The organism is Eikenella longinqua (assembly GCF_001648355.1).
Taxonomy (GTDB): Bacteria; Pseudomonadota; Gammaproteobacteria; order Burkholderiales; family Neisseriaceae; genus Eikenella; species Eikenella longinqua.
On the sequence record NZ_LXSL01000017.1, the window covers coordinates 74,224 to 98,924 of the forward strand.

The following is a 24,701-nucleotide window of genomic DNA, read 5'->3' on the forward strand; positions in this document are numbered from 1 at the left end:
CATGACCTTCGCCTACTGGACCATCCTCATCGCCGCCCTCATGCCCTTGTTCTGCGCCGCCTACGCCAAAAAAGCCGGCGGCTTCCACTTCGCCCGCGATAACGGCGACCCGCGCGCCTTCCTCGCCCACACCACCGGCCTGGCCGCCCGCGCCAATGCCGCCCAGCAAAACTGCTTCGAAGCCTTCGCCCCCTTTGCCGCCGCCGTAATCATTGCCCACGCCACCGGCAACGCCGCACAGGCCACCCTCAATTTCTGGGCCGCCGCCTTCATCCTCTGCCGCATCGCCTCCATTTATTGCTACCTCGCCAATAAAGCCCGCCAGCGCTCCCTGGCTTGGATGGGCGGCTTTGCCTGCATCCTCGCCCTGTTTATTGCTGCGGCGTGATTCCTGCTCCGCCATCCAATCCCACACAGGCTACCTGAAATCATCACACGATTTTCAGGTAGCCTTTCGCCATTCCTCCAAACCAAGCCTATGCCCGCCGCAGAATCGGCTATAATGCCGCCGTTTCCAACCCTACCCACAGGCGGGCATCATGAGCGATTTCCGGCAGGATTTCCTGCGTTTCGCGCTGGAGCAGGATGTGTTGCGCTTCGGCGAATTTGTTACCAAAGCGGGGCGGCTCTCGCCCTATTTCTTCAACGCCGGGCTGTTTAACGACGGCGCTTCCACCCTCGCGCTGGCGCGCTTCTATGCGCAGGCCATCATTGAGAGCGGCATCGAGTTTGACATGCTGTTCGGCCCAGCCTACAAAGGCATCGTGCTGGCTTCGGCCACCGCCATGATGCTGGCCGAACGCGGGCGCAACGTGCCCTTTGCCTATAACCGCAAAGAAGCCAAAGACCACGGCGAAGGCGGCACGCTGGTGGGCGCGCCGCTGGCCGGGCGGGTGTTGATTATCGACGACGTGATGTCGGCCGGTACTTCGGTGCGCGAGTCGCTGCGCCTGATTGAAGCGGCGGGCGCGGTGCCGGCCGGCGTGGCGATTGCGCTCGACCGCATGGAAAAAGGCACGGGCGAACTCTCTGCCGTGCAGGAAGTGCGCCAGCAATACGGCCTGCCGGTGGTGCCGATTGCCAGCCTGCGCGATTTGCTCGCGCTTTTGGCAGACGATGCGCAGTTTAGGCAGCATCTGGCGCCGGTGCAGGCTTATCGCGACCGCTACGGGGTGTCGGATTAAGCAAGGGCTACCTGAAAACGCAATCTTCAGCGTTGCCAAAATGATGTTTGGTGAAACTGAACCTCGGGCGCTTCCACTTTTCAGGTAGCCTCATCCCCAGCCCACTCACGCACAACAAACGCGCGGCAAAAAAGCAGGCTTTCCAGCCTGCTTTTATTGTGTCTTCCAGATTTGTGCCCCTCGGCTTGCGGCCGGGGAGGCTACCTGAAAACTATTCTTCCACGCTCAGCTTGCCGCTCGGTTCGGCGCGGTACTGGTGTTGCTGTTTTTTGCCTTTGTGTTTCAATACGGCGCGGTCGAGCTTGTCGGCCAAAAGGTCGATGGCGGCATACATGTCTTTGTCGGTTTGGTCGAGATGCAGGTCTTTGCCGGCCATGTGCCAATCCACTTCGGCTTTCTGCTCCAGTTTGTCTACCGAAAGGGTAACGGTGGCGGAAATCACATTGTCGCTGTGGCGCACGATGCGGTCGAGTTTGGTGCTGATGTAGTCTTTCAGGGCATCGGTAACTTCGATGTTGATTCCGTTGATTTTCAGGTTCATAACAAACTCCTTGCTAGGTGGGATTGGCCTGCTCAACGCGTTGCCGCTAACTGCCGGCTTTCTGCTTGCGTTGGTGGGCAGGCGGGAAATTGAGCTCTTCGCGGTATTTGGCCACGGTGCGCCTGGCCAGCACGATGCCTTGCAATGAGAGGCGGTCGGCCATGGCGCGGTCGGAGAGCGGTTTGGTCTTGTCTTCGGCCGCAATCAGGCTTTCGATCACCGCTTTTACCGCGCCGGGGCTGATGCCGTCGCTGTCTTCGCTGCCGCTATAAGCGGCGGCCTGGCTGAAAAAGTAGCGTAATGGAAATATGCCTTGCGGGCAAGCCAAATATTTTTGGTTCACGGCGCGCGACACGGTGCTTTCGGCTAGGCCGAGGTGGGCGGCGGTGTCTTTAATGGTGAGCGGCACGAGGCCGATGGCGCCGAAGGAGAAGAAATCGGCCTGTTTTTCCAAAATAATCTCGGCCAGCCGCAACACGGTGCTTTTGCGCTGCTCCAGCGAGCTGAGCAATACTTTAGCCTCACTGAGCTTTTGTTTCAACTCCGGCGCGTCGCCGCCGTATTCGGCCAGCAGGTCGCAATATTCCTGATTGAGCTGCACCTGCGGCCACGCCTGCCGGAACATGCCCACTTTCCATTCGCCGCTTTCTGGGTCGGGGCGGATCCACACGTCGGGGTCAACGTATTCGGTATGCCCCGAACCGGCATAGCCGTAGGCGGGGAAGGGGTTGAGCGAGGCCACCAGCGCCTGCGCGGCTTCAATGGTGGCCACGCTGTATTCGGGAAACTTTTTGCGCACCAGCGGCGAGAGGCTGTTTTTACCCACTTCGGGCAGGAAGTGCTTCACCAGCCGCACGGCGCAAAACACGGCTTCGTTCGGCTGCTGCCGCGCCAGCTGGAGCAAGAGCGATTCGCCCAAATCGCGCGCGCCCACCCCGGCGGGGTCGAACTGCTGCAAGTGGCGCAGGGCTTCGGCCAGCTCGTCTTCATCCAGCATCCATTCCAGCGGCGAGTTTTCCACGATGTCGGTGAGGCTGTCGTTCAGGTAGCCTTGGTCGTCGAGGTAATCGATGAGCAAGTGCACGCGGGCGGCTTGGTCTTTATCGAGCGGGTGTTCGCACACCTGCTCGTGCAGGCTGCCGCGGAAATCGGCTTCGTCGGCCACGGTTTCCCACACATCGCTCTCTTCCATGCTGTTGGTTTTGCGGGTAACGGGCAGGTCGGCGGAGTAATGCGGCTCGGGCGCGCTGTTGTCGAACGGGTCGGCCTCGGGGCGCTCCAGCATGGGGTTGTCGGCCAGCCAGCCCTCCACCTCTTCGGCCAATTCCAGCGAAGACATATGCAGAATGCGCAGCGATTGCTGCTGCTTCTGGTTGAGCTGCTGGGTTTGGCGCAGTTTGAGTTTGACGGATTGCTGGGTCATGGCAGGCTACCTGAAAAGCTCAGTAATCGAAGTTTTCGCCCAAATACACGGCGCGCACTTCTTCGTTGCCCACCAGTTCTGCGGGGCGGCCGCTGGCCAGCACGGCGCCGTTGTTGATGATGTAGGCGCGGTCGCAGATGCGCAGGGTTTCGCGCACGTTGTGGTCGGTAATCAGCACGCCGATACCGCGCTGCTTGAGGAAGCCGATGATGTTTTGGATGTCGATTACGGCAATCGGATCCACGCCGGCGAAGGGTTCGTCGAGCAGGATGAAGCGCGGGCTCATGGCCAGCACGCGGGCGATTTCCACGCGTCGGCGCTCGCCGCCGGAAAGGGCGGGGGCGGGGCTGTCTTTGAGGTGGGTGATGTTTAAGTCGTTGAGCAAATCGGCCAGGCGCGATTCGATTATCTGGCGGTCGGTTTCGTGCAGCTGCAGGATGGCGCGGACGTTTTCGGCCACGGTCATCTTGCGGAAAATCGAGGCTTCCTGCGGCAGGTAGCCCAGGCCGAGGCGGGCGCGCTGATACACGCTCATGTGGCGCAGCTGGTGGCCGTCGAGGCTGATTTCGCCGTGGTCGGCGGCCACCAGGCCGACAATCATATAGAAGCTGGTGGTTTTGCCGGCGCCGTTGGGGCCGAGCAGGCCGACCACTTCGCCGCTTTGGATGTCGAGCGAAAAATCCTGCACCACTTGGCGCTGTTTGAAGCTTTTGCGCAGCTGCCGCACGCTGAGTCGGCTGATGGCGGGCTCGGTCATAATTATTGTGTTCCTTCAATCTGGTTGGGTAGGGGCTACCTGAAATTCAAGCGGGCTATTTGTGCAGCTGTACGGTTTGGTCGCGCTGCACCCCCAGCACGCCTGGAATGCGCCGGAAGCGTTCCATGGCCTGCCGCATATCCTGCCGCGGCGGAATGCGCACGGCGAAACCGTGCAGGTTTTCATAGCGGTACACCACCTCGGCCTGCATTTCATGCACGGCTTGCAACACCTGCTGCGGGGCCTGGGCGGCGGAGGCGTCGTAGAAAATAATCAGCACGCGGTTGTCGGCAACGGTTTGGTTGGCAGGCAGTTCGCTTTGCTCGGCAGCCGGCGCGGGCTGTGGGCTGGTGCAGGCGGAGAGCATGGCCAGGCAGGCGAGGCTGAGGGTGCGGCGGATGGCGGTCATCTTGTGTGCTTTCGTTTGCGGTTTTCAGGTAGCCTTTTCGTTTGCCGTTTCTGGCTACCTGAAAGTGTTGGTTCAAATCAGCAAACTGCGTGGCTTACTGGCGCCTGCAATATTGTGTCTGCAATTTAAACAACGGTTTGCCGTTTTCATCTTGGCTTTTGATTTTCAGGTAGCCTTTCCGGCTTCTATTGAGGCTACCTGAAAAATGCCAACCCGGTTTCAGCTAGCCTGCTTTTTGCCCGGCAGCCTGCCTTGGGTGAGGCGGAAGCTGTCGTCGAGCAGCTGGCGGATAAGCGCTTCGTCGGCCTGCGCCAATTCGATGCTCAGCCAGTGCTCCTTGTTCATGTGGTAGGCGGGCAGGATGCCGGCTTGGGCGCGCATGGCGCCGATGTGTTCGGGGCGGCATTTCACGTTGAACAGGGGCACGCTGCGGCCGGGGCTGCGCCCGAGCTTTTCCGCCGGCACGGGCAGGTACACGCCAAACCATTTGCGGCTGCCCGGATGGCGGAAGGCGGCAAATTCGGGGAAGCGGGAAAAGGGGTAGTCCGGCGCGGCGCCGTAGCGCTCGGCGATTTCGGCAAACAGGGTTTCCGGCTTCATGGCGCCTCCCCGCTATTTCTGCTGCGGCTGGATGGTAATGCTCACGCGGCCTTTGTTGGCATTGCTGCGGCTGCCGCCCAGCACGGTATAGACTTCGGTGCGGGTGTTGTAGGTGATGGTGTCGCCGCTGGCGCGGTCGCCGCCGCGTTCGAGCTTGGCGCCGCCACTGAGCTTCACGATGCCGGTGGCGGATTGGTATTCCACGCGGGCGGCCTGGCCTTTCACCGTACCTTGGCGGTCGAGCTGCTGGCCAAAATGCACGGGGCTGCCGGAGGCGGTCATGGTTTGCGCGCCGTTTTCGGCTTTCACCACGCGCACTTTGGCGGCGCGGATATACATGGTGCCCTGCTGAATGACGACGTTGCCGGAAAATTCGGTGCTGCGGTTGCCTTGGTCGAGCGAGCCTTGGTCGGCTTCGATTTGAATGGGCTGGTTGCGGTCGGAAGTGAGTGCGAGGGCGGCGGGGCTGAGCAGGGCGGCGGCCAGGAAGGCGAAGAGGGGTTTATTGCTTCGGATCATAAATCACTGCCTTTATGCGGGAGGAGAGGTTGAGCAGGCCTTGTTTGTGGTTGTAGGTCATGCCTTGGGCGGTGCCGTGGGAGGCGCCGTATTGGTAGGTGACCAAATCTTGGGTGTGGGCGGTTTGGGTTTGGGTGTTCACGGTGAGGCTGTCGGTTTCGAGGCGGCCGGCGGGCTGGGCGGCGGTGGCGGGTTTTTCAAACACCACGTTTTTCTCAAACACCACTTGGTTTTCGCCGCCGATGTAGTGCGCCTGCTCGGCGCTAATCTGATACAGCATCTGCCCGCCTTGGGAAAATTGAATCTGCGGCTCGGCCAGATAGCCGTCTTTGCGGTTGGGAAACTGCCAGGCGCGGCTGGCGGCAAGCTGCTGGGCCACGCTGCCGTCGGCGGCGAAGCGGCGGCCTTGAATGCCGAAAATCTGGTATTGCGGCTCGCCCGGGTCGAGCGGGGTTTCTTCGGTTTCGAGCTGGCTGATGCGGTCGAGCCAGAAGCTGACGCCGCCGAGCGCCAGGGCGAGGGTGAGCGGAAACCACCAGCCGCCGAATCGTTTGATCATTGCGTGTATTGCTCCAGAGCGGTTTTCAGGTAGCCTTTGGCCTGCATGATGAGGTCGCACAATTCGCGCACGGCGCCGGCGCCGGCGGGTCGGCGGGTGATGTAGGCGGCGTGTTGCAGCACAAAGGGATGCGCTTCGGGCACGGCGGCGGGCAGCCCGCAGCGCACCATCACGGGCAGATCCACCACGTCGTCGCCGATGTAGGCGCATTCGTGTTCGGCCACGCCGGCGGCAGCGCGCAATTCGGCGTAGGCGACGCGCTTGTCGCTGATGCCTTTGAAATAATAATGAATGCCGAGCTGCTTGGCGCGCAGGGCGACGGAGGGGGCGTCGCGGCCGGTGATGATGGCGGTGCGCACGCCGCATTGGTGCAGCATTTTGATGCCGTGGCCGTCGAGCGTGTGGAAGGCTTTGATTTCTTCGCCGTTGTCGCGGATGAAGATGCGGCCGTCGGTGAGCACGCCGTCCACATCCATAATCAGCAATTTGATTTGGGCGGCGGCGCGGGCAAGCTCGGCAGGCGGCTCGGGCGGGTAGGGGCGCATGCGGTGTCCAAAGTGTCTAAATGGGAATATGCCTAATGATAACATGCGGCGGCGCGGGCACAAACCGTATCGGCACGGTTTTTGCTTGCGGCGGCGCGCTTCGGCGGCAAAAGGCTACCTGAAACTTCTCTGCTTTTCTCTGCATTATGTTTTCAGGTAGCCTTTTTTGCTTCCCAGCCCGCCTATTACTTGGCAACTGCCTTTACATATATTGACTTCTTCTGTGGTTTTCCCGTATAACCAAACCAAGCTGTTTGCTTTTAGCTGATACGCATTCTTTTTTTCCCACCCGGCGGCGGGGAGAAAGGAACGAGTCGGCTAAATGGCCGAAGCCCTTGATTCCTCATACCGCGTTTTCCAGCCTTGTGATGAAAAAGTGCTTCGGCCTTTGCTTTCAGCCGCACATCAAACCGCCCAAGCAGCGGCGATATACGACAACTATAGCGAATTAACACACTTTCGATACCAAGCGGCGAGCCAACGCCGTAGCGAAAGTTAAGTTAATTCACAATAAAAAGGAGCAGCTCATGAACCCGATGTACATCACCTTCGGCATCTATCTGGTTGCCGTTCTCTTAATCGGCCTCGCGGCCTACTTTTCCACCCGCAATTTCGACGACTACATCCTCGGCGGCCGCAGCCTGGGCCCGTTTGTTACCGCCATGTCGGCCGGGGCGTCGGATATGTCCGGCTGGCTCTTGATGGGCCTGCCCGGCGCGGTGTATTTGAGCGGGCTGAGCAAATCTTGGATTGCCATCGGCCTGGTGATCGGCGCCTACCTCAACTGGCGGCTGGTGGCCGGCCGCTTGCGCGTGCACACCGAATACAACAACAACGCGCTCACCCTGCCGGAATATTTCTACCACCGCTTCGGCGCGCAGGGCAAAACCATGAAAGTGGTGTCTGCCGCCATTATCCTGTTTTTCTTCACCATTTACTGCGCCAGCGGCATCGTGGCCGGCGCACGGCTGTTTCAGAGCCTGTTTGAAGGCATGAGCTACGGCACCGCCATCTGGCTGGGCGCAGGCGCCACCATCGCCTACACCTTCATCGGCGGCTTCCTCGCCGTGAGCTGGACGGACACCGTGCAGGCCACGCTGATGATTTTCGCGCTCATCCTCACGCCGGTGATGGTGTATCTGGGCGTGGGCGGGGCAGACGAAATGCGCGCCGCCATGCAGGCCGCAGCCGCTGCCAGCGGCAAGGAATACGGCAGCCTGCTGCACGGCACCACCTTCCTGGGCATCATTTCCACCGCCGCCTGGGGCCTGGGCTACTTCGGCCAGCCGCACATTTTGGCGCGCTTCATGGCTGCCGAAAGCGTGAAATCGCTGGTGTCTGCCCGCCGCATCGGCATGACTTGGATGATTCTGTGCCTGGGCGGCGCAGTGGCCGTGGGCTATTTCGGCATCGCCTATTTCGGCGCGCATCCGGAGCAAACCGCCGCCATGCAGGGCGACCACGAGCGCGTGTTCATCGCCCTTTCCACCCTGCTGTTCAACCCGTGGATTGCCGGCGTGATTTTGAGCGCGATTCTAGCGGCGGTGATGTCTACCCTTTCCTGCCAGCTTTTGGTGTGCTCCAGCGCGATTGCGGAGGATTTCTACAAAGGCTTCCTGCGCCCGAACGCGCCGCAGAAGGAATTGGTGTGGATCGGCCGCATTATGGTACTGGCCGTGGCCGTGATTGCCATCCTGATTGCCGCTGACCCCGAGAGCAAAGTGCTGCAACTGGTGGAATTCGCCTGGGCGGGCTTCGGTGCGGCCTTCGGCCCGGTGGTGATTTTGTCGGTATTGTGGAAACGCATCACCGCCAACGGCGCGCTGTGGGGCATGATTATCGGCGCGGCGGCCACGGTGCTGTGGGCGCAATATGCCAACCCGGCGCTGGCCGAGGCCGGCTTCGGCACGCTGTATGAAATCATCCCCGGCTTTATCGCCTGCACGCTGGCCGCTGTGGCCGTATCCCTCGCGGGCCAGGAGCCGGCCGAGGAAATCCGCCAGCGCTTCGAGCAGGCCGATGCGGATTACCGCGCGGCCAGATAAGCCGGCGTTGAGGCTGCCTGAAACAATGCCGCGCCATGATTTTCAGGTAGCCTTCCGCCACTGCAGGCTACCTGAAAATTTCACCGCACCTTCCTGCCAGCTTGGCACACTATTTCGGCCAAGTTGAAGCCAACGTTTTCAGGTAGCCTCCCGTTGCCATATAGCGGATTCAGTTTAAATCAGAACAAGGCAGCGAAGCCGCGACAGTACGGCAAGATAAAGCAGCCCTGGTTTAAAACGAAATCCGCTATAAACATTTTTTTACATCCGCCGCCCCAAATGCGGCAGATTGGTTTATGATTCCATTTTTCAAACATGAGCCGAACGGATGACTCAAGATAAAGGCAGGCTACCTGAAAAATTCAGCTAGCCTCCCGCCACACCAAACCACGGAGACCGATATGTTCCAATTCGCCCACCCCCAACAAACCGAACTTCGCCAAGCCATTACCCAAGCCTACCGCCGCGACGAAATCGAAGCCGTGCAAGACATGCTCGAGCGCGCGCAGATGAGCCAGGAAGAGCGCACCGCCGCCGACCGCCTCGCCCGCCAATTGGTAAAACAAGTGCGCGAAAACCGGCGCCGCGCCAGCGGGGTGGACGCCCTGATGCACGAATTCTCCCTCTCCAGCGAAGAAGGCATCGCCCTGATGTGTTTGGCCGAAGCCCTCCTGCGCATCCCCGACAAAGCCACCCGCAACAAGCTCATCCACGACAAAATCGCCGGCGGCGACTGGAAAAGCCACCTCGGCAACAGCCCCTCATTATTCGTAAACGCCGCCGCTTGGGGCCTCTTGGTTACCGGCAAGCTCACTTCCGCCCCCAACGGGCAAAACCTCGGCAACGCCCTCACCCGTATCGTGAGCAAAGGCGGCGAGCCCCTCATCCGCAAAGGCGTAGACTACGCCATGCGCATGCTCGGCAAACAATTCGTTACCGGCCAAACCATCGAAGAAGCCCTGAAAAACGGCAAAGAGCGCGAACAGCTGGGCTACCTGTATTCCTTCGACATGCTCGGTGAAGCCGCCATGACCGAAGCCGACGCCGACCGCTACTACCAAGACTACGTCAACGCCATCCACGCCATCGGCAAAGACGCCGCCGGCAAAGGCATCTACGACGGCAACGGCATTTCCGTGAAACTCTCCGCCATCCACCCGCGCTATTCCCGCGCCCAGCACGAACGCGTGATGAGCGAGCTCCTGCCGCGCCTGAAAGAATTGTTCCTGCTCGGCAAACAATACGACATCGGCATCAACATCGACGCCGAAGAAGCCAACCGCCTCGAACTTTCGCTGGATTTGATGGAAGCCCTCGTCTCCGACCCCGACCTCGCCGGCTACCACGGCATCGGCTTCGTGGTGCAGGCCTACCAGAAACGCTGCCCCTTCGTTATCGACTATCTCATCGACCTCGCCCGCCGCAATAATCAAAAACTGATGATCCGCCTGGTGAAAGGCGCCTATTGGGACAGCGAAATCAAATGGGCGCAGGTGGACGGCATGAACGGCTACCCCACCTACACCCGCAAAGTCCACACCGACATCTCCTACCTGGCCTGCGCGCGCAAACTGCTCGACGCACAAGACGCCGTGTTCCCGCAATTCGCCACCCACAACGCCTACACCCTGGCCGCCATCTACCAGATGGGCAAAGGCAAACAGTTCGAACACCAATGCCTGCACGGCATGGGCGAAACCCTCTACGACCAAGTGGTGGGCCCGCAGAATTTGGGGCGGCACGTGCGCGTGTATGCGCCGGTGGGCACGCATGAAACCCTGCTCGCCTACTTGGTGCGCCGCCTGCTGGAAAACGGCGCCAACACTTCTTTCGTAAACCAGATTGTGGACGAAAACATCAGCATCGACACGCTGATCCGCAGCCCCTTCGACACCCTCGCCGAACAAGGCATCCATCCGCACAGCGGCCTGCCGCTGCCGCGCCATCTGTATGGCGAAGAGCGCCTCAATTCGCAGGGCATCGACTTGAGCAACGAAATCGCGCTCCAACAATTGCAGGCCGATATGAACGCCGCCGTGCGCCCGTTGCAGGCCGAGCCGCTGCTGGCCGTGGCCGCCGACACCCAGGCACCGCATGAAGTGCGCAACCCCGCCGACCACAACGACGTGGTGGGCAGCGCCGCCTTCCTTCAGGTAGCCGCCGTGCCCGGCATCATTGCCGCCGCCAAAGCCGCCGAAGCAGGCTGGGCGGCCGTGAGCGCCGCCGAACGCGCCGAAATGCTGCGCCGCTGCGCCGACCTGCTGGAAACGCACATGCCCGAGCTGATGGCACTGGCCGTGCGCGAAGCGGGCAAAACGCTCAACAACGCCATCGCCGAAGTGCGCGAAGCCGTGGATTTCTGCCGCTACTACGCCGACGAAGCCGAACACACGCTACCTGAAAACAGCCAAGGCGTGGGCACCATCGTGGCCATCAGCCCGTGGAACTTCCCGCTGGCCATCTTCACCGGCGAAGTGGTGGCCGCGCTGGCCGCCGGCAACACCGTGATTGCCAAGCCCGCCGAGCAAACCAGCCTCATCGCCTACCGCGCCGTGCAGCTGATGCACGAAGCTGGCATCCCGCGTAACGTCCTCCAGCTCGCGCTCGGCGCCGGCGACGTGGGCGCCGCCCTCACGCAAAGCGAGCAAATCAACGGCGTGGTATTCACCGGCTCCACCGAAGTGGCCCGCCTCATCAACCAAACCCTGGCCAAACGCAGCGACAACCCCGTGCTGATTGCCGAAACCGGCGGCCAAAACGCCATGATTGTCGATAGCACCGCGCTGGCCGAGCAAGTATGCGCCGACGTATTGGTATCTGCTTTCGACAGCGCCGGCCAGCGCTGCTCCGCCCTGCGCATTTTGTGCGTGCAGGAAGACGTGGCCGACCGCATGGTAAACATGATTCGCGGCGCCATGAACGAGCTGCGCGTGGACAACCCCGCCGAGCTGAAAACCGACATCGGCCCGGTGATCGACGCCGAAGCCCAGGCCAACCTGCAAAGCCACATCGACCGCATGAAAGGCATCGCCCGCAGCAGCCACCAAATCAGGCTACCTGAAAACGCCGGCAACGCCACCTTCATCGCACCCACCCTGTTTGAGCTGAACAATTTGAACGACTTGCAGCGCGAAGTGTTCGGCCCCATCCTGCACGTGATCCGCTACCGTGCCGAAGAGCTGGACGACTTGATCGACCAAATCAACAGCAAAGGCTACGCCCTCACCGGCGGCATCCACAGCCGCATCGATGGCACGGTGGAACACATCCGCCGCCGCATCGAAGCCGGCAACGTGTATGTGAACCGCAATATCGTGGGCGCCGTGGTGGGCGTGCAGCCCTTCGGCGGCCACGGCCTCTCCGGCACCGGCCCCAAAGCCGGCGGCCCCTTCTACCTGCAACGCCTCAGCCGCCTTGCCACCTGGCGCGCCCCGCAAACCACCTGCAGCGGCCAGGCCGACGAAGCCGCGCTCAACCGCCTGCAAACTATCCTGCAAAGCCTGCCGCTCAGCCAAGAGCAGAAGCTGGATTTGGCCGGCAGCCTCGGTCGCGCCCGCGTGCACACCCTGCGAAGCGCCGAGCAAGTGCTGCGCGGCCCCACCGGCGAGCACAACGTATTGAGCTGGCAAGCCCCGCACCGCGTGTGGCTCTACGGCGGCAGCCTGCTCCAAGCCTTCGCTGCTTGGGTGGAGCTCGCCGGCTCCGGCATCCGCGCCGTGGTGAGCGAGCAGCACCCGCTGGCCGCCTACGCCGAGCAGGCGCCCGAGCTGCTGGAAGTGTCTGCCAACCCCGCCTCCGCCGACATCAGCCATGTGGCCGCACTCGAGCCGCTGAGCCCCGAGCTCAAACAGGCGCTGGCCGGCCGCGACGGCGCGCTGGTGCGCATCATTGATGCCGAACAAGGCGTGGACGTATTGCAGCTGTTTGCCGAAAGCTCCTGCAGCATCAACACCACCGCCGCCGGCGGTAACGCCCACCTGATGGCCGCAGGCGACAACTAATCGGCTTATCAGGCAAAACAGGCTACCTGAAAAATTTCAGGTAGCCTGTTTAAGTTTGGATACTGTCTTTGCCAGCAAACGAAGCAATCATCGCTTGGCATAACGATGCCGGCTAGAACTCGCTCTTTCGCCGGGCAAACATTTCCCTTCAGCGCAAAGCCTTATCCCCGATATCGCGGCGGTATTGCATGCCGGGGAAAGAAACCTCGGCCACGGCGCGGTAGGCCTGCTGTTTGGCAGCGGCCAAATCGTCGCCCAAGCCGACCACACACAGCACGCGGCCGCCGTTGGTAACGGTATGGCCGGCTTCCGTGGCCGTGCCGGCATGGAACACTTTGCCGATGCGGTTGGCGGCTTCGATGCCTTCAATCACGTCACCCTTACCCGAACGCTCGGGGTAGCCGGCGCTGGCAAGCACCACGCCCACGGCGCTTTGCGCTTTCCATTCGGCGCTGGCCGTATCCAATTTTCGGTTCAGCGCGGCTTGGATCAAATCGGCCAAATCGCTGTCCAAACGGCTCATGATGGGCTGGGTTTCCGGGTCGCCGAAGCGGCAGTTGAATTCCACAGTATAGGGCGCGCCATCGGCATCAATCATCAAGCCGGCATAAAGAAACCCAGTAAACTCAATCCCTTCCTCGCGTATCCCGCGCACGGTGGGCAAAATAATTTCTTCCATGGCACGGCGGTGTACTTCAGGCGTAACAATCGGCGCAGGGCTGTATGCGCCCATGCCGCCGGTGTTCGGGCCGAGGTCGCCGTCGAGCAGGCGTTTGTGGTCTTGGCTGGTGGCCATCGGCAGCACGTGTTCGCCGTCCACCATCACGATGAAGCTGGCTTCTTCGCCTTGCAAAAAGTCTTCAATCACCACGCGCGCGCCGGCATCGCCCATTTTGTTGCCCACCAGCATTTGCTCGATGGCCTGATGCGCCTGCTCTTCGGTTTGCGCCACCACCACGCCTTTGCCGGCTGCCAAGCCGTCGGCCTTAATCACAATCGGCGCGCCTTTGGCAGCCACATAATCGTGCGCGGCGGCGGCATCGGCGAAGGTTTGGTATTGCGCGGTGGGGATGCCGTGCCGCGCCATGAAGGCTTTGGCGAAATCTTTGGAGCTTTCCAGCTGCGCGGCGGCACGGGTGGGGCCGAAGATGGACAGGCCGACGGCGCGGAAATCGTCCACAATGCCGGCTGCCAACGGGGCTTCGGGGCCAACCACGGTGAAGGCAATCTGCTCGCGGCGGCAGAAATCCATCAATTCCTGGTGGTTTTTCAGCGGCAGGTTTTGCAGCTTGGGCTCCTGCGCGGTGCCGGCATTGCCCGGTGCCACGAATACGGTTTCCACTTTGGGCGACTGCGCTAGCTTCCACGCCAGCGCGTGTTCGCGCCCGCCGCTGCCAATCAGCAAGAGTTTCATGTGTTGTTTCCTTCCTGTTTAATCAATCGTTTAAATGCCATAAAGGCTACCTGAAAACCTGTTTGCGATTTTCAGGTAGCCTCTTCGTTTCCTGGCGGCGGCTCATCCAAGATTTCCACCGCACGCGTGTCCAGCCAAGCTTCCATGCAGGTCGCAAAACCGGCCAGCGGCACGGCAAAATGCAGCCGGCAATCCAGTTGCAAATCCTGCTGCAACACTTCCGCGCCATGCTGCTTGCCCAGCCGCAGCACTTCGCTCAAATGCGGATAATCGCAGCGCAACAAGACTTGTTTTTCAATGTTTTTCTCCACCTGCCCGGTTTGCTGCAACACCAGCTGGGTGGCAGTTTTGTAGGCATGAATCAGCCCGGGCACGCCCAGCAGCGTGCCGCCGAAATAACGCACCACCACCACCAGCACATCGGTCAGCTCCGCCGAATCGATCTGCCCCAAGATCGGCCGCCCGGCGCTGCCGGAGGGCTCGCCGTCGTCGTTGGCGCGAAACTGCAGGCCGTCTGTGCCCAAGCGGTAGGCGTAGCACCAATGGCGTGCTTTGTGGTGCTCCTGCCGTAGCGCATCCACATGGTTTTTCACTTCCGCCACCGTGCGCACAGGATAGGCAAAGGCGATAAAGCGGCTGCCTTTGTCTTTAAACTCGGCTTGGCCGGGCTCGGCCAGGGTGCGATAGGTGTAAACGGCGGGAGAAGTCATTTCGGATGAATGGCAAGCAAATGAATACGCGGATTATATAGGAAACAGGCTACCTGAAAAATTTGATTTTCAGGTAGCCTGCTGTGTTTCACGTGAAACAATCAATCGCCCAATGCGGCAGTCAGCTCCGGCACGGCTTCAAACAAATCAGCCACCAAACCGTAGTCGGCAATATTGAAGATGGCGGCTTCCGGATCTTTATTGATGGCCACAATCACTTTGCTGTCCTGCATACCGGCGGTGTGCTGGATGGCACCGGAAATGCCGATGGCGATATACAGCTCGGGCGCCACCACTTTGCCGGTCTGCCCCACTTGGTAGTCGTTCGGCGCATAGTCGGCATCCACTGCCGCACGGGAAGCACCGATGGCGGCGCCGAGCTTGTCGGCCAAAGGCAGCAACAAATCGTTGAACTGCTCCACGCTGCCCAAGGCGCGCCCGCCGGCCACCACCACTCGGGCTTGCGTCAGCTCCGGCCGGTCGGACTGCACCATCTCTCGGCTGATGAAGCGGCTCAAACCCTGTGCCGGCGTGCTTTCCACCTGCACCACTTCGGCCTGCCCGCCTTCGGCGGCGGCTTCGGCAAACGCAGTGGTGCGGAAGGTGAGCACCAGTTTGTCGGCATCGCTGCCCACAGTGGCAAAGGCATTGCCGGCGTAAATCGGGCGCACAAAGGTGTGGCCGTCCACGATTTCGGTTAAATCAGACACCTGCGGGCAATCCAGCAGGGCGGCCACACGCGGCAACAGGTTTTTGCCGAAGGTGCTGGCGGCGGCGGCGATGTAGCGGTAGTCTGCCGCCAGCTTCACCACCAACGGCGCCAATTCTTCGGCTAGGCCGTCGGCATAATGGGCGGCATCGGCCAGCCATACTTTGCTTACGCCGGCCACCTGTTTGGCCTGCTCGGCCACCGCGGCCGCGCCGCTGCCGGCCACCAATACATGCACTTTGCCCAGCTTGCTGCCGGCGCTCACGGCGTGCCGCGTGGCGGCAGCCAGGGTTTTGTTGTCGTGTTCGGCAATAATCAATACGGTCATGGCGCTCTCCTCAAATCACCTTGGCTTCGTTTTTCAATTTGGCCACCAGTTCGGCCACGCTTTCCACTTTCACGCCGCCGCTGCGCGGTTTGGGCTCGTCCACCCGGCGCTGCTGCAATTTGGGCGCAATATCCACACCCAACTCTTCCACCGTGAGCTTTTCCAGCGGCTTTTTCTTGGCCTGCATGATGTTGGGCAGCTTCACATAGCGCGGCTCATTCAGGCGCAAATCGGCGCTAACCACCGCCGGCAGCTTCAAAGCCACGGTTTCCAGGCCGCCGTCCACCTCGCGCACCACCACCACTTCGTTTTCGCCCAGCTCCACCTTGCTGGCAAAAGTGCCCTGCGGCGCATTGAGCAGGGCGGCCAGCATTTGCGCGGTTTGGTTGGCATCATCGTCGATGGCCTGTTTGCCCAGCAGGATCAGCTGCGGCTGTTCGCGCTCGGCAATCTGGCGCAGTAGTTTGGCCACGGCCAGCGGCTCCAGGTGCGCATCGGTTTGCACATGGATGGCGCGGTCGCCGCCCATTGCCAGCGCGGTGCGCAGCGTTTCCTCGCACTGCTTCACGCCCAGCGACACCACCACGATTTCGCTGATTTTGCCCGCCTCTTTCAGGCGCACGGCTTCTTCCACCGCGATTTCGTCAAACGGGTTCATCGACATTTTCACATTGCCGATGTCCACATCCGAGCCGTCGGCCTTCACCCGCACCTTCACGTTGTAATCCACCACCCGCTTCACAGCAACCAGTGCTTTCATGAAATTTCCTTTTCCTTCTACCTAGTTATTCAATACGGCAAATCAGGCGGATTGTGCCGATTTGCCGGCAATAATGCAAGCCGCCCCCCAAGAGGCTACCTGAAAAATATCTTGCGGCGCAAAGCCCGGGTTTCGGCGAAGCTAAAGCTAAGCTTCGGCGGCAGCCTGCTCCACCGAGCACACCCGATCCAATACCTCTTCCACCGCAGGCAAAGCGCCCACGCCGCCCACATTGCGCGCCCAAGCCGACGTTTGCACGCCGGTTTTCACCGGGTCGCTGTCGGTATAGATGCCCACCAGCGGCTTATCCAGCGCATTGGCCAGATGCAGCAGGCCCGTGTCCACGCCGATCACGCTGTGCGCCCCGCGCAAAACATAGGCCGCCTGCAACAGGCCGAGCCGCTCCGCCGGCACTTGCGCCCCGGCCACCTGCCCCGCCAAAGCCAGCGCACGCTGCCGCTCCGCCTCGTTGCCCCACGGCAGCCACACCGCCGCGCCGTCGGCCGCGTGCAAACGGTTCAGCAGCTCAACCCAATGCTGCTGCGGCCACAATTTGCTGTCGCGGCTGGTGGCATGCAGCGCCACGCGGTAGTTTTCAGGTAGCCCCTGCACCGCCGCCGCTTCCGGCACGCGCACGCCGAAATTCGGCGCCCCATCAAAACAATAGCCGAACACCTGCGCAAACAGTTCGCGGTTGCGCCACACCGCATCGCGCCCCTTGGCTACCTGAAAACGCTCGGCATAAAACGCCGCCGCCCAGCCCTCACGCGCGCTGTGTTTGTCCAAACCCTTCACCGGCGCGCCAGCCCAGCGCGCAAACCACGCGCTTTTTATCAGCCCCTGGCTGTCAAGCACGAAATCGTAGCCGCCGCCGGCCAATTCCTGCTTCAACGCGCGCATCTGCCGCCGCGTTTCCGCTGCAAACAGCCGCTTGCGCCACTGCCGCCAGCGCATCGGAATCACCTTGCGCACAAAAGGATGCAGCCGCGCAATATCGGCAAACCCGGCTTCGGCCAGCCAATGCAGCTCCACCTGCGGGCAATGCCGCGCCAAATCCTGCACCGCAGGCAGCGTGTGGATTAAATCGCCCATGCTGGAAAGGCGCACCAGTAAAATCTTCATTTGCAAATCCGAAGGCCGAGCCGTGTCAAAGCTGCGTATTATATAGCGAACCCGCAGGCTTTCGATACCAAGCCGCCACGCCCGAAGGCTACCTGAAAAATAGGCCAAGCATGCTCCCGCAAAACAGCAGCACGCCATAAACAAATTCAATCGCAAAAGCAGACGCCATCGCCAGATTCCCGTATCATACGGGCAAATCCGCCTGGAGTTTGCCATGAAACAACGCACCTTAGCCCAATCCGTGAGCGCCACCGGCGTCGGCCTGCATTCCGGCGAGCGGGTATTGCTCACCCTGCATCCGGCCGCAGAAAACAGCGGCATCGTGTTCCGCCGCACCGATTTGGCCGGCGAACAAAGCCGCCCCATCCCGCTCGTGCCCGGCCTCATCAACGACACCCGCCTCTCCTCCACCATCGTTACCGAAGACGGCGTGCGCGTGGGCACCATCGAGCATTTGATGTCTGCCCTTGCCGCCTACGGCATCGACAACGTGTTGATTGAATTAAATGCGCCCGAAATCCCGATTATGGACGGTTCCAGCCTGCCCTTCCTCTATCTGCTGCAAGACGCCGGCATTGTCGACCAACAGGCCGAGAAACGCTTTTTGCGCATTTTGAAGCCCATCGAAGTGCAAGAGCCCGGCAAATGGGTGCGCTTCACCCCCTACGAAGGCTTCAAAATCAGCCTCACCATCAACTTCGACCACCCCGTGTTCAACCGCAGCAACCCCACCTTCGAAATCGACTTCGCCGGCACCTCCTACGTAGAAGAAATCGCCCGCGCCCGCACCTTCGGCTTCATGCAGGAAGTGGAAATGATGCGCGCCCACGGCTTAGGCTTGGGCGGCAACTTAAGCAACGCCGTGGTGATCGACGACAACGACGTGCTCAACCCCGAAGGCCTGCGCTACCCCGACGAATTCGTGCGCCACAAAATCCTCGATGCCGTGGGCGATTTATACGTGATCGGCGCGCCCATCATCGGCGCCTTCGAAGGCTACAAATCCGGCCACGCCATCAACAACGCCCTCTTGCGCGCCATCCTCGCCGACCCCGCCAGCTACGAATGGGCCACCTTCCCCCACGATCAAAACCTGCCCGGCGCCTTCCACGCCCTGCCCGAAGCGGCATAGCGAAAAGCAAAAGAAAGGCTACCTGAAAATTTCAGGTAGCCTTTATTCCTGCCCGAAAGACTAGTTCGGAATATATTGCAGCGGATCAACCGGCTGGCCGTTTTTGCGCAGCTCGAAATGCAGCTGCACGCGGGAGCTGTCGCTGTTGCCCATGGTGGCGATGCTCTGGCCGCGGCGCACGGTTTGGCCTTCGCGCACCAAGAGGCGCTGGTTGTGGCCGTAGGCGGTGAGGTAGGTTTGGTTGTGCTGCACGATGATGAGGTTGCCATAGCCGCGCAGGCCGGAACCGCTGTACACCACTTTGCCGTCGGCGGCGGCCACCACGGGCTGGCCGGCATTGCCGCCGATGTTGATGCCTTTTTCACTGCCGCCGAAGCGGGTGAGGATGCTGCCGGCGGTGGGGCGCTGCCAGGTGATGCCAGCGGCGCTGCGGGTGGCGCCGGATACGGAAGGCGTGGCGGCAGGCGTGCTCGCGGTGTTGGCAGGCGGCGGGGTGGGAGTGGTGCGCGGCGGGGTGGTGGGCTGCTGGGTGGGCGCGGCAGCGGCGGGCGCGGTGTAGCCGGCGGGCTTCACACGCAGCACCTGGCCGACGCTGATGTTGTTGTCGACCAGATTATTCCAGGCGCGCAGGTTGTCCTGGCTGATGCGGTAGCGCAGGGCGATGTTATACACGGTGTCGCCGCGCACCACAGTATGCTGGGCGGCATTCACGTCCACCGGCGCGTAAGACGGGGTATAGCTGCCGGCGGGGGCGGCGCTTGGTGCGGGCGGAGTATAGGGAGCGGGGGCGGCTGCCGGCGGGGTGTAGGGCGTGGTCGCGGCGCTTTGGTTGGCGGCAGGCGGGCTATAGGGCTGGGCGCCGTAGGGGTTGTTGTCGGCAGCGGCAGTGTTGCCGCCGTAGTTGTTGCCGTAGCCGGCGCCGTTGCCGGACACCACGGGGGCGGGCGGCTGGGTGAGGGTGCAGGCGCCGAGCAAAACGGTGAGCGCGAGGGGGAGGGAGCGGAAGGTAAATAATTGATTCATGGAAATGCGGCTTTCTGTGCACGAAAACAGCGCAATCATAAGCAATCCGTGCGGTTTCACGCAAGGTTGGGCGGCGTATATCGCGGTTAAGTTCCGTTAATTAACGGTACAAAGCGGGCTTCGTGCACGCAGGTTTCCTGAAAGCCGTGGGCGGTTTTCTCGATCAGCCACAGATATTGTTGCCCGCCTTCGTCGAGTGGGATCACCAATCGCCCGCCCACGGCGAGCTGCTGCAACAGCGGCAGCGGCACTTCGGCCGGCGCGGCGGTAACCAAAATGCCGTTGAACGGGGCGACTTCAGGTAGCCCCAAATAGCCGTCGCCGCACACCAGCCGGGCGCCGCCGGGCAGGCGGGCGGCGCGCAGGTTGTGCTTGGCCTGCTCGTGCAGGGCGCGCAGGCGTTCCACCGAATAAATCTGCTTCAGCCCCACGGCTTGCAGCACGGCGGTTTGGTAGCCGCAGCCGGTGCCGATTTCCAGCACCGGGCCGAAGTTTTCCACCGCCCCGTTGCCGAGCATGAGCTGGGTCATCACCGCCACGGTGTAGGGCTGGGAGATGGTTTGCCCCAGCCCGAGCGGCAGCGACATATCGTCATAGGCGCGCGAACGCAGGGCTTCTTCCACAAACACGTGGCGCGGCACGCTGTCCATGGCGGCGAGCACCTCCCGGCGGGTGATGCCCATCCTGCCCAGGCGCTGCACCATATTGTGCCGCCGCCAGTTGAAACTGCCGCTTCCGTGTGCCACGTTCATAGCGCGATGCCCTGCCAGAAACGGGACACGCTGCCCAAGCCGGCATGGTCGGTGAGGTCCACGGAGAGCGGGGTGATGGTGATGAGGCCGGCTTCGCTTTGGGCGAAATCAATATCTTGCTCGCGGCTGGACACTTCACCGGCGGCGCCGATCCAATACACGGTTTCGCCGCGCGGGCTGCGGGCGGCTTCCACGCTTTGGTGGTGGTGGCGGCGGCCGAGGCGGGCGACGGCCATGCCTTGGATTTTATCCGGTGGCACGGCGGGGATGTTCACGTTCCACAACACGGGCGCGGCAGGCTTGGGCGCGGCAAAAAGATGGGTGAGCAGCCGCCACACGGCCTGTTCGGCGGTATCCCAATAGCGTCCGCTTTTGTCGTTGAGTGAGAAGGCGATGGCGGGGATGCCGAGCAGATAGGCTTCGGTGGCGGCGGCCACGGTGCCGGAATAGAGGGTGTCGTCGCCCATATTGGCGCCGTGGTTGATGCCGGAAAACACCCAGTCGGGCTGGAAATCGGGCAGGCTGTGCAGGGCGAGGTGGATGCAGTCGGTGGGCGTGCCGTCTACGAAATAGAAGCCGTTGGCGGCTTCCTGGATGCGCAGGGGGCGGTCGAGGGTGAGCGAATTGCTGGCGCCGCTGCGGTTGCGCTCGGGAGCGACCACGCGCACGTTGGCAAATTCGGCAGCCACGCGGGCGAGGATGGCGAGGCCTTCGGCTTGATAACCGTCGTCGTTGCTGATGAGGATGTTCATGGTGGCTAGTTAGGGGTTGGGGCTACCTGAAAAATGGTGGGATTAGATTTTCAGGTAGCCTGAAACAGGCAGGAAGGCTACCTGAAAATTATTGATGGCTTGGGCAAGATGTTTTCAGGTAGCCTCTGGCGTTTACAACACGGTGTTGGCGGGCTCGTAGTCGATCACTTCGCGGATTGTGTTTTGCCCGTCCACCAGCACCACTTTGGGCCGGTGTGCGGCAATTTCCGGCTCGGAGAGCAACACGTAAGACATGATGATCACCACGTCGCCCGGCTGCACCAGCCGCGCCGCCGCGCCGTTGAGGCACACTTCGCCGCTGCCGCGCTCGCCGGCGATGGCATAGGTTTCCAGCCGCTCGCCGTTGTTGTTGTTCACAATTTGCACTTTTTCGTTTACGCAGATGCCTGCCGCATCGAGCAGGTTTAAATCCACGGTGATGCTGCCCACGTAGTTTAAATCGGCGCGGGTAACGGTGGCGCGGTGGATTTTGCCGCCCAGCAAAGTTCGGAACATGGAATCGTCCTAGCAAAAAACCGGTATTCTACCGCAAACCGGCATGCTGTTCGCAAAGCTTGGATGGCGCTGCGGCACATTCGGGATTGCGGTTTTGTTTTGGCTTCGCGGAAACTCAGCTTCCTTCGGAAACTCCGTTTAGCTTCGCGGAAACTTGTTTTTCAGGTAGCCTCAAGCGCTGGGCGTAGGCAATTACTTGGCAAACGTGCCGCTTATTGCGCCGCACCATCCGTGCAGCCGCAAGAATTGCCGCCCGCTGCCTGCAGGCTGAGCTGTTTGCGCCGGAGGGCTTTTTCGTGGCGGCAGCGTTGGCGTTCGGTGCTGATTTGCAGCGGCGGCACGGGCACGGGCCGGCCGTTTTCCATGGCCACCATGGTGAAATAGCAGCTGTTGGTGTGGCGCACTTGGCCGGTGCGGATGTTTTGCGCTTCCACGCGGATGCCCACTTCCATCGAGGTGCGGCCGGTGTAGTTGATGCAGGCGTAAAACGTCACCAGCTCGCCCACGTGGATGGGCTCTTTAAATAAAACCTTGTCCACCGAAAGGGTAACGCAATAATGCCCGCTGTAGCGGCTGGCGCAGGAGTAGGCCACTTGGTCGAGCAGGCGGAGGAGCTCGCCGCCGTGCACGTTGCCGCTGAAATTGGCGCTGTTGGGCATCATCAGCTCCGACATAATGAGCTCGTGGGCGGGAAGCTGGCGGGTGTGTTCCATGATGGGTTCCTCGTGATTTGTGATGGGAGTTGCGGATTATTCTAAGCAATAAGGGATGGCAGTTTTATTAAATTTCTCTATTTGGCAGGCAGGTTTGCCGGCACGGGCGTTTTCAGGCGCAGCCAGCCGTTGACTAACAGCAGCAGCAAGCCTGCCCAAATCAGGCCGTAGGTGAGGTAGGCCGATTCTGCCACCGGCGTTTTCAACACCAGCACTGCGGCCACAAACAGCAGCGCCGGTTCCACATAGCTGAGCATGCCGAACAGGTTCACCGGCAGCATCTGCCCCGATTTCAGATTCAGCGACATCGACACCGCGCTGGCCAAGCCCAACAGCGGCAACAGCAGCCAATAGCGCGGCTCGCCCAACACCCATGCCAGCATATCCGAATGCCACAGCAAATAAGCCAGCGCAAAGGGCAGGATCAGCGTGAGATCCAGCGTGAGCCCTTGCAGCGCGGGGATTTTCATCTCGCGGCGGTAGAGGTAATACAGCGGATACACCAGGCACACCCATAATGTTGTCCACGAAAAAGTCTGCCGCGCCCACAATTCGTGCGCCACGCCCAGCCCGGCCAGGAGCAGCGCTGCCGTTTGCAGGCCGTTGAGCCGCTCCTTCAGCCAAAACCGCCCGGCCAGCACCATCACCACCGGAAACAGAAAATAGCCCATTGCCACGTTCACGCCCTCGTTGTTCACCGGCGCCCACATAAACAGCCAAAACTGGCTGGCCACATCCAGCGTGCCCAGCAGAAACAGCAGCCAGCGGCGGCGGCTGTTCAGATGGGTGCGCACAAAGCGCAGCATCGCCGGCAGGCCGATGAGGCGTAGCGTAATCAGCCACAGCCCCGCCGCCATCACCACCATGCGCAGCGCAAACACATCCGTGCCGCTGATGGGCTGCATCCAATGGCTGAACAAATACAGCACGCTAAACAGCAATTGCGACAGCAGGCACAGCAGCACGCCTTTGCCGAGGGAAGAAGAGGGCATGGAAACTCCGGGAAGCAGAAAGGGAAACGGCAGATTATAGCGTGTTCGGTTTCCGTTTGGCTTGGCGGAAAGCACGGCAGGGCAGATTTTTCGTTTTCAGGTAGCCTCCACCCACTTTGGCCACGCCCGCAAAGGCTACCTGAAAAATAAACCTTATTAAAACCAGCAATTCAGCCGAAAGATACGGCTACCTGAAAACCGCAAGCCAACGCATTCCAGCCGTATTGAAATCTATGTTTTCAGGTAGCCTCCAACGGCGCCACACAAAAAACGGAAGCCGCCCGCAGACAGCTTCCGTTGGTTTGGCACGGCTTGCCTTTAATCAATCCGGCCGAACTTGCCCTCGTTGAAATCGCGCACGGCCTGGCGGATTTCCTCGGCGGTGTTCATCACGAAATCGGCAGCGGTATTGTTGAACATGACGCAGCTAACCATGCGCCGCGCATTGAAGGAGCTGGAAGACGCAGAGTTTTTGACAGTAAGCAGGCAGGGCGGCAAGAACCAATGCAGCCTGTACGCCCTAACCTGCTTCCGCATCGACGACTGCGGCCACGACCTGCCGCCCACCAGCCGCGCCCCCGACGACTGGAAGCGTAGGCACTACGAGCTAAGCCCCATCCCGCCGCTGAAACCGAATTGAGGGAGAATAAGAGAGTAGCCGTCAAACTGAATATCAGGAGATAAACCGACAGAGAGGCTACCTGAAAACCCGACACCAGCCGCCGTGCTGGTGTTTTTGCATTCCTAGGTAGTTCGGATTTATTCCCGAGCTTCGATGTTAGGTTTTATTAGGTTTTGTCTGTGCTGCAATGATAAGTTTTGACAAGTTTTCAGCCATCTGTGCAGCGGCAAAATCCCCCGATTGTTACCCCCGAAAAGCAGAGGCGTTTGTGTGTTATACGGTAGCAAATTCATTCAAACAAAATTAATTTGTGAGAGTTAAAAAATAACGCTATTGATTTATGACAGCGTTAATTTTTAACCCACCCCCTGCTTAAAAAATATGCAATAGAGTTAATTTTTAACCCCCTTTATATATAAGCCATATATAGCCCCATTTTTCTTTCTCCCTCTTGCACAAAATATAGGCAGAAACACACGGGCGGCACACGGCGGCAAAATTGCAGGCCACCTGAAAACCGCATCGGGAGATTTCCGAACAGGCAGACACCCGGAAACGGCAAAGCGCACCCAA

The 24,701-nt window shown here is 60.8% G+C and carries 26 protein-coding genes; 6 read left to right on the forward strand and 20 right to left on the reverse strand.

Going from position 1 to position 24,701, the window contains the following annotated elements; translation table 11 throughout:
• Nucleotide 1: 1 nt before the first annotated feature.
• Together A7P95_RS04960 and pyrE are read left to right on the forward strand one after the other, a co-directional pair.
• Entirely contained in the window at nucleotides 2-388 is a 387-nt protein-coding gene (locus A7P95_RS04960; RefSeq protein ID WP_067592092.1) for an MAPEG family protein, read from the forward strand.
• A 151-nt stretch (nucleotides 389-539) separates the two neighbouring features.
• The gene (pyrE, locus tag A7P95_RS04965; RefSeq protein WP_067592095.1) at nucleotides 540-1,184 is read left to right on the forward strand and encodes an orotate phosphoribosyltransferase; all 645 of its coding nucleotides are present in this window, start codon (nucleotides 540-542) and stop codon (nucleotides 1,182-1,184) included.
• Between the two features lie 211 nt (nucleotides 1,185-1,395).
• Here pyrE and hpf read toward each other — a convergent pair whose 3' ends face one another.
• The 8 genes from hpf to A7P95_RS05010 form a co-directional block, all read right to left on the reverse strand.
• Nucleotides 1,396-1,725, reverse strand: coding sequence for a ribosome hibernation-promoting factor, HPF/YfiA family (hpf, locus tag A7P95_RS04970; protein ID WP_067592098.1), 330 nt, complete (start codon nucleotides 1,723-1,725; stop codon nucleotides 1,396-1,398).
• A 46-nt stretch (nucleotides 1,726-1,771) separates the two neighbouring features.
• Nucleotides 1,772-3,148: an RNA polymerase factor sigma-54 gene (gene rpoN, locus A7P95_RS04975; protein WP_067592101.1), complete on the reverse strand. Its 1,377-nt coding sequence runs from the start codon at nucleotides 3,146-3,148 to the stop codon at nucleotides 1,772-1,774.
• A gap of 19 nt (nucleotides 3,149-3,167) precedes the next feature.
• A complete protein-coding gene (lptB, locus tag A7P95_RS04980) occupies nucleotides 3,168-3,905 on the reverse strand; it encodes an LPS export ABC transporter ATP-binding protein (protein WP_067592104.1) in 738 nt (245 codons plus the stop codon).
• Between the two features lie 55 nt (nucleotides 3,906-3,960).
• A complete protein-coding gene (locus tag A7P95_RS04985; RefSeq protein ID WP_067592108.1) occupies nucleotides 3,961-4,314 on the reverse strand; it encodes a protease inhibitor I9 family protein in 354 nt (117 codons plus the stop codon).
• A 219-nt stretch (nucleotides 4,315-4,533) separates the two neighbouring features.
• Complete coding sequence (locus tag A7P95_RS04995) at nucleotides 4,534-4,914, reverse strand: MmcQ/YjbR family DNA-binding protein (RefSeq protein WP_067592115.1); 381 nt, start codon at nucleotides 4,912-4,914, stop codon at nucleotides 4,534-4,536.
• Between the two features lie 12 nt (nucleotides 4,915-4,926).
• Entirely contained in the window at nucleotides 4,927-5,433 is a 507-nt protein-coding gene (gene lptA, locus A7P95_RS05000) for a lipopolysaccharide transport periplasmic protein LptA (protein ID WP_067592117.1), read from the reverse strand.
• Nucleotides 5,417-5,992, reverse strand: coding sequence for an LPS export ABC transporter periplasmic protein LptC (gene lptC / locus A7P95_RS05005; RefSeq protein ID WP_067592120.1), 576 nt, complete (start codon nucleotides 5,990-5,992; stop codon nucleotides 5,417-5,419). Before lptC ends, lptA begins: the two co-directional genes overlap by 17 nt.
• On the reverse strand, nucleotides 5,989-6,537 hold the full coding sequence (locus A7P95_RS05010) for a KdsC family phosphatase (protein WP_067592122.1): 549 nt from the start codon (nucleotides 6,535-6,537) through the stop codon (nucleotides 5,989-5,991). The genes lptC and A7P95_RS05010 overlap by 4 nt, the downstream gene beginning before the upstream one ends.
• Nucleotides 6,538-7,064: 527 nt before the next feature.
• On the opposite strand from A7P95_RS05010, the gene putP reads away from it, so the two are divergent.
• Both putP and putA read left to right on the forward strand, forming a co-directional pair.
• Nucleotides 7,065-8,582 carry a sodium/proline symporter PutP gene (gene putP / locus A7P95_RS05015; protein WP_067592138.1) on the forward strand — a complete coding sequence of 506 codons (1,518 nt, stop codon included), beginning with the start codon at nucleotides 7,065-7,067 and terminating at the stop codon, nucleotides 8,580-8,582.
• A 401-nt stretch (nucleotides 8,583-8,983) separates the two neighbouring features.
• Nucleotides 8,984-12,583, forward strand: a complete 3,600-nt coding sequence (gene putA, locus A7P95_RS05020) for a bifunctional proline dehydrogenase/L-glutamate gamma-semialdehyde dehydrogenase PutA (protein WP_067592141.1) — start codon at nucleotides 8,984-8,986, stop codon at nucleotides 12,581-12,583.
• A gap of 148 nt (nucleotides 12,584-12,731) precedes the next feature.
• Here putA and purD read toward each other — a convergent pair whose 3' ends face one another.
• The 5 genes from purD to waaC form a co-directional block, all read right to left on the reverse strand.
• Nucleotides 12,732-13,997, reverse strand: a complete 1,266-nt coding sequence (gene purD, locus A7P95_RS05025) for a phosphoribosylamine--glycine ligase (protein ID WP_067592144.1) — start codon at nucleotides 13,995-13,997, stop codon at nucleotides 12,732-12,734.
• A 71-nt stretch (nucleotides 13,998-14,068) separates the two neighbouring features.
• Nucleotides 14,069-14,707, reverse strand: coding sequence for an IMPACT family protein (locus A7P95_RS05030; protein ID WP_067592147.1), 639 nt, complete (start codon nucleotides 14,705-14,707; stop codon nucleotides 14,069-14,071).
• Nucleotides 14,708-14,808: 101 nt separating this feature from the next.
• Nucleotides 14,809-15,744 (reverse strand): electron transfer flavoprotein subunit alpha/FixB family protein, encoded by a 936-nt coding sequence (locus tag A7P95_RS05035; RefSeq protein WP_067592150.1) that lies wholly within the window; start codon nucleotides 15,742-15,744, stop codon nucleotides 14,809-14,811.
• A 10-nt stretch (nucleotides 15,745-15,754) separates the two neighbouring features.
• Nucleotides 15,755-16,504, reverse strand: coding sequence for an electron transfer flavoprotein subunit beta/FixA family protein (locus A7P95_RS05040; RefSeq protein ID WP_067592153.1), 750 nt, complete (start codon nucleotides 16,502-16,504; stop codon nucleotides 15,755-15,757).
• Nucleotides 16,505-16,651: 147 nt separating this feature from the next.
• A complete protein-coding gene (waaC, locus tag A7P95_RS05045) occupies nucleotides 16,652-17,626 on the reverse strand; it encodes a lipopolysaccharide heptosyltransferase I (RefSeq protein WP_067592156.1) in 975 nt (324 codons plus the stop codon).
• A gap of 214 nt (nucleotides 17,627-17,840) precedes the next feature.
• On the opposite strand from waaC, the gene lpxC reads away from it, so the two are divergent.
• Nucleotides 17,841-18,758: a UDP-3-O-acyl-N-acetylglucosamine deacetylase gene (gene lpxC / locus A7P95_RS05050; protein ID WP_067592160.1), complete on the forward strand. Its 918-nt coding sequence runs from the start codon at nucleotides 17,841-17,843 to the stop codon at nucleotides 18,756-18,758.
• A 60-nt stretch (nucleotides 18,759-18,818) separates the two neighbouring features.
• Here the strand turns inward: lpxC and A7P95_RS05055 are convergent, their stop codons facing one another.
• The 7 genes from A7P95_RS05055 to A7P95_RS12345 form a co-directional block, all read right to left on the reverse strand.
• Nucleotides 18,819-19,781, reverse strand: coding sequence for a peptidoglycan DD-metalloendopeptidase family protein (locus A7P95_RS05055; protein WP_067592184.1), 963 nt, complete (start codon nucleotides 19,779-19,781; stop codon nucleotides 18,819-18,821).
• A gap of 86 nt (nucleotides 19,782-19,867) precedes the next feature.
• Nucleotides 19,868-20,533 carry a protein-L-isoaspartate(D-aspartate) O-methyltransferase gene (locus A7P95_RS05060; RefSeq protein WP_067592162.1) on the reverse strand — a complete coding sequence of 222 codons (666 nt, stop codon included), beginning with the start codon at nucleotides 20,531-20,533 and terminating at the stop codon, nucleotides 19,868-19,870.
• Complete coding sequence (gene surE, locus A7P95_RS05065) at nucleotides 20,530-21,285, reverse strand: 5'/3'-nucleotidase SurE (protein ID WP_067592165.1); 756 nt, start codon at nucleotides 21,283-21,285, stop codon at nucleotides 20,530-20,532. Before surE ends, A7P95_RS05060 begins: the two co-directional genes overlap by 4 nt.
• A 132-nt stretch (nucleotides 21,286-21,417) precedes the next feature.
• The gene (gene panD, locus A7P95_RS05070) at nucleotides 21,418-21,801 is read right to left on the reverse strand and encodes an aspartate 1-decarboxylase (RefSeq protein WP_067592168.1); all 384 of its coding nucleotides are present in this window, start codon (nucleotides 21,799-21,801) and stop codon (nucleotides 21,418-21,420) included.
• A 212-nt stretch (nucleotides 21,802-22,013) separates the two neighbouring features.
• Nucleotides 22,014-22,514, reverse strand: coding sequence for an acyl-CoA thioesterase (locus tag A7P95_RS05075; protein WP_067592171.1), 501 nt, complete (start codon nucleotides 22,512-22,514; stop codon nucleotides 22,014-22,016).
• A 77-nt stretch (nucleotides 22,515-22,591) separates the two neighbouring features.
• Nucleotides 22,592-23,506 (reverse strand): EamA family transporter RarD, encoded by a 915-nt coding sequence (gene rarD, locus A7P95_RS05080; RefSeq protein WP_067592174.1) that lies wholly within the window; start codon nucleotides 23,504-23,506, stop codon nucleotides 22,592-22,594.
• Nucleotides 23,507-23,824: 318 nt separating this feature from the next.
• Nucleotides 23,825-23,926: a pirin-like C-terminal cupin domain-containing protein gene (locus A7P95_RS12345; RefSeq protein ID WP_281179405.1), complete on the reverse strand. Its 102-nt coding sequence runs from the start codon at nucleotides 23,924-23,926 to the stop codon at nucleotides 23,825-23,827.
• A gap of 13 nt (nucleotides 23,927-23,939) precedes the next feature.
• On the opposite strand from A7P95_RS12345, the gene A7P95_RS11585 reads away from it, so the two are divergent.
• Nucleotides 23,940-24,146, forward strand: a complete 207-nt coding sequence (locus A7P95_RS11585; protein WP_179945899.1) for a hypothetical protein — start codon at nucleotides 23,940-23,942, stop codon at nucleotides 24,144-24,146.
• The last annotated feature ends 555 nt before the right edge of the window (nucleotides 24,147-24,701 follow it).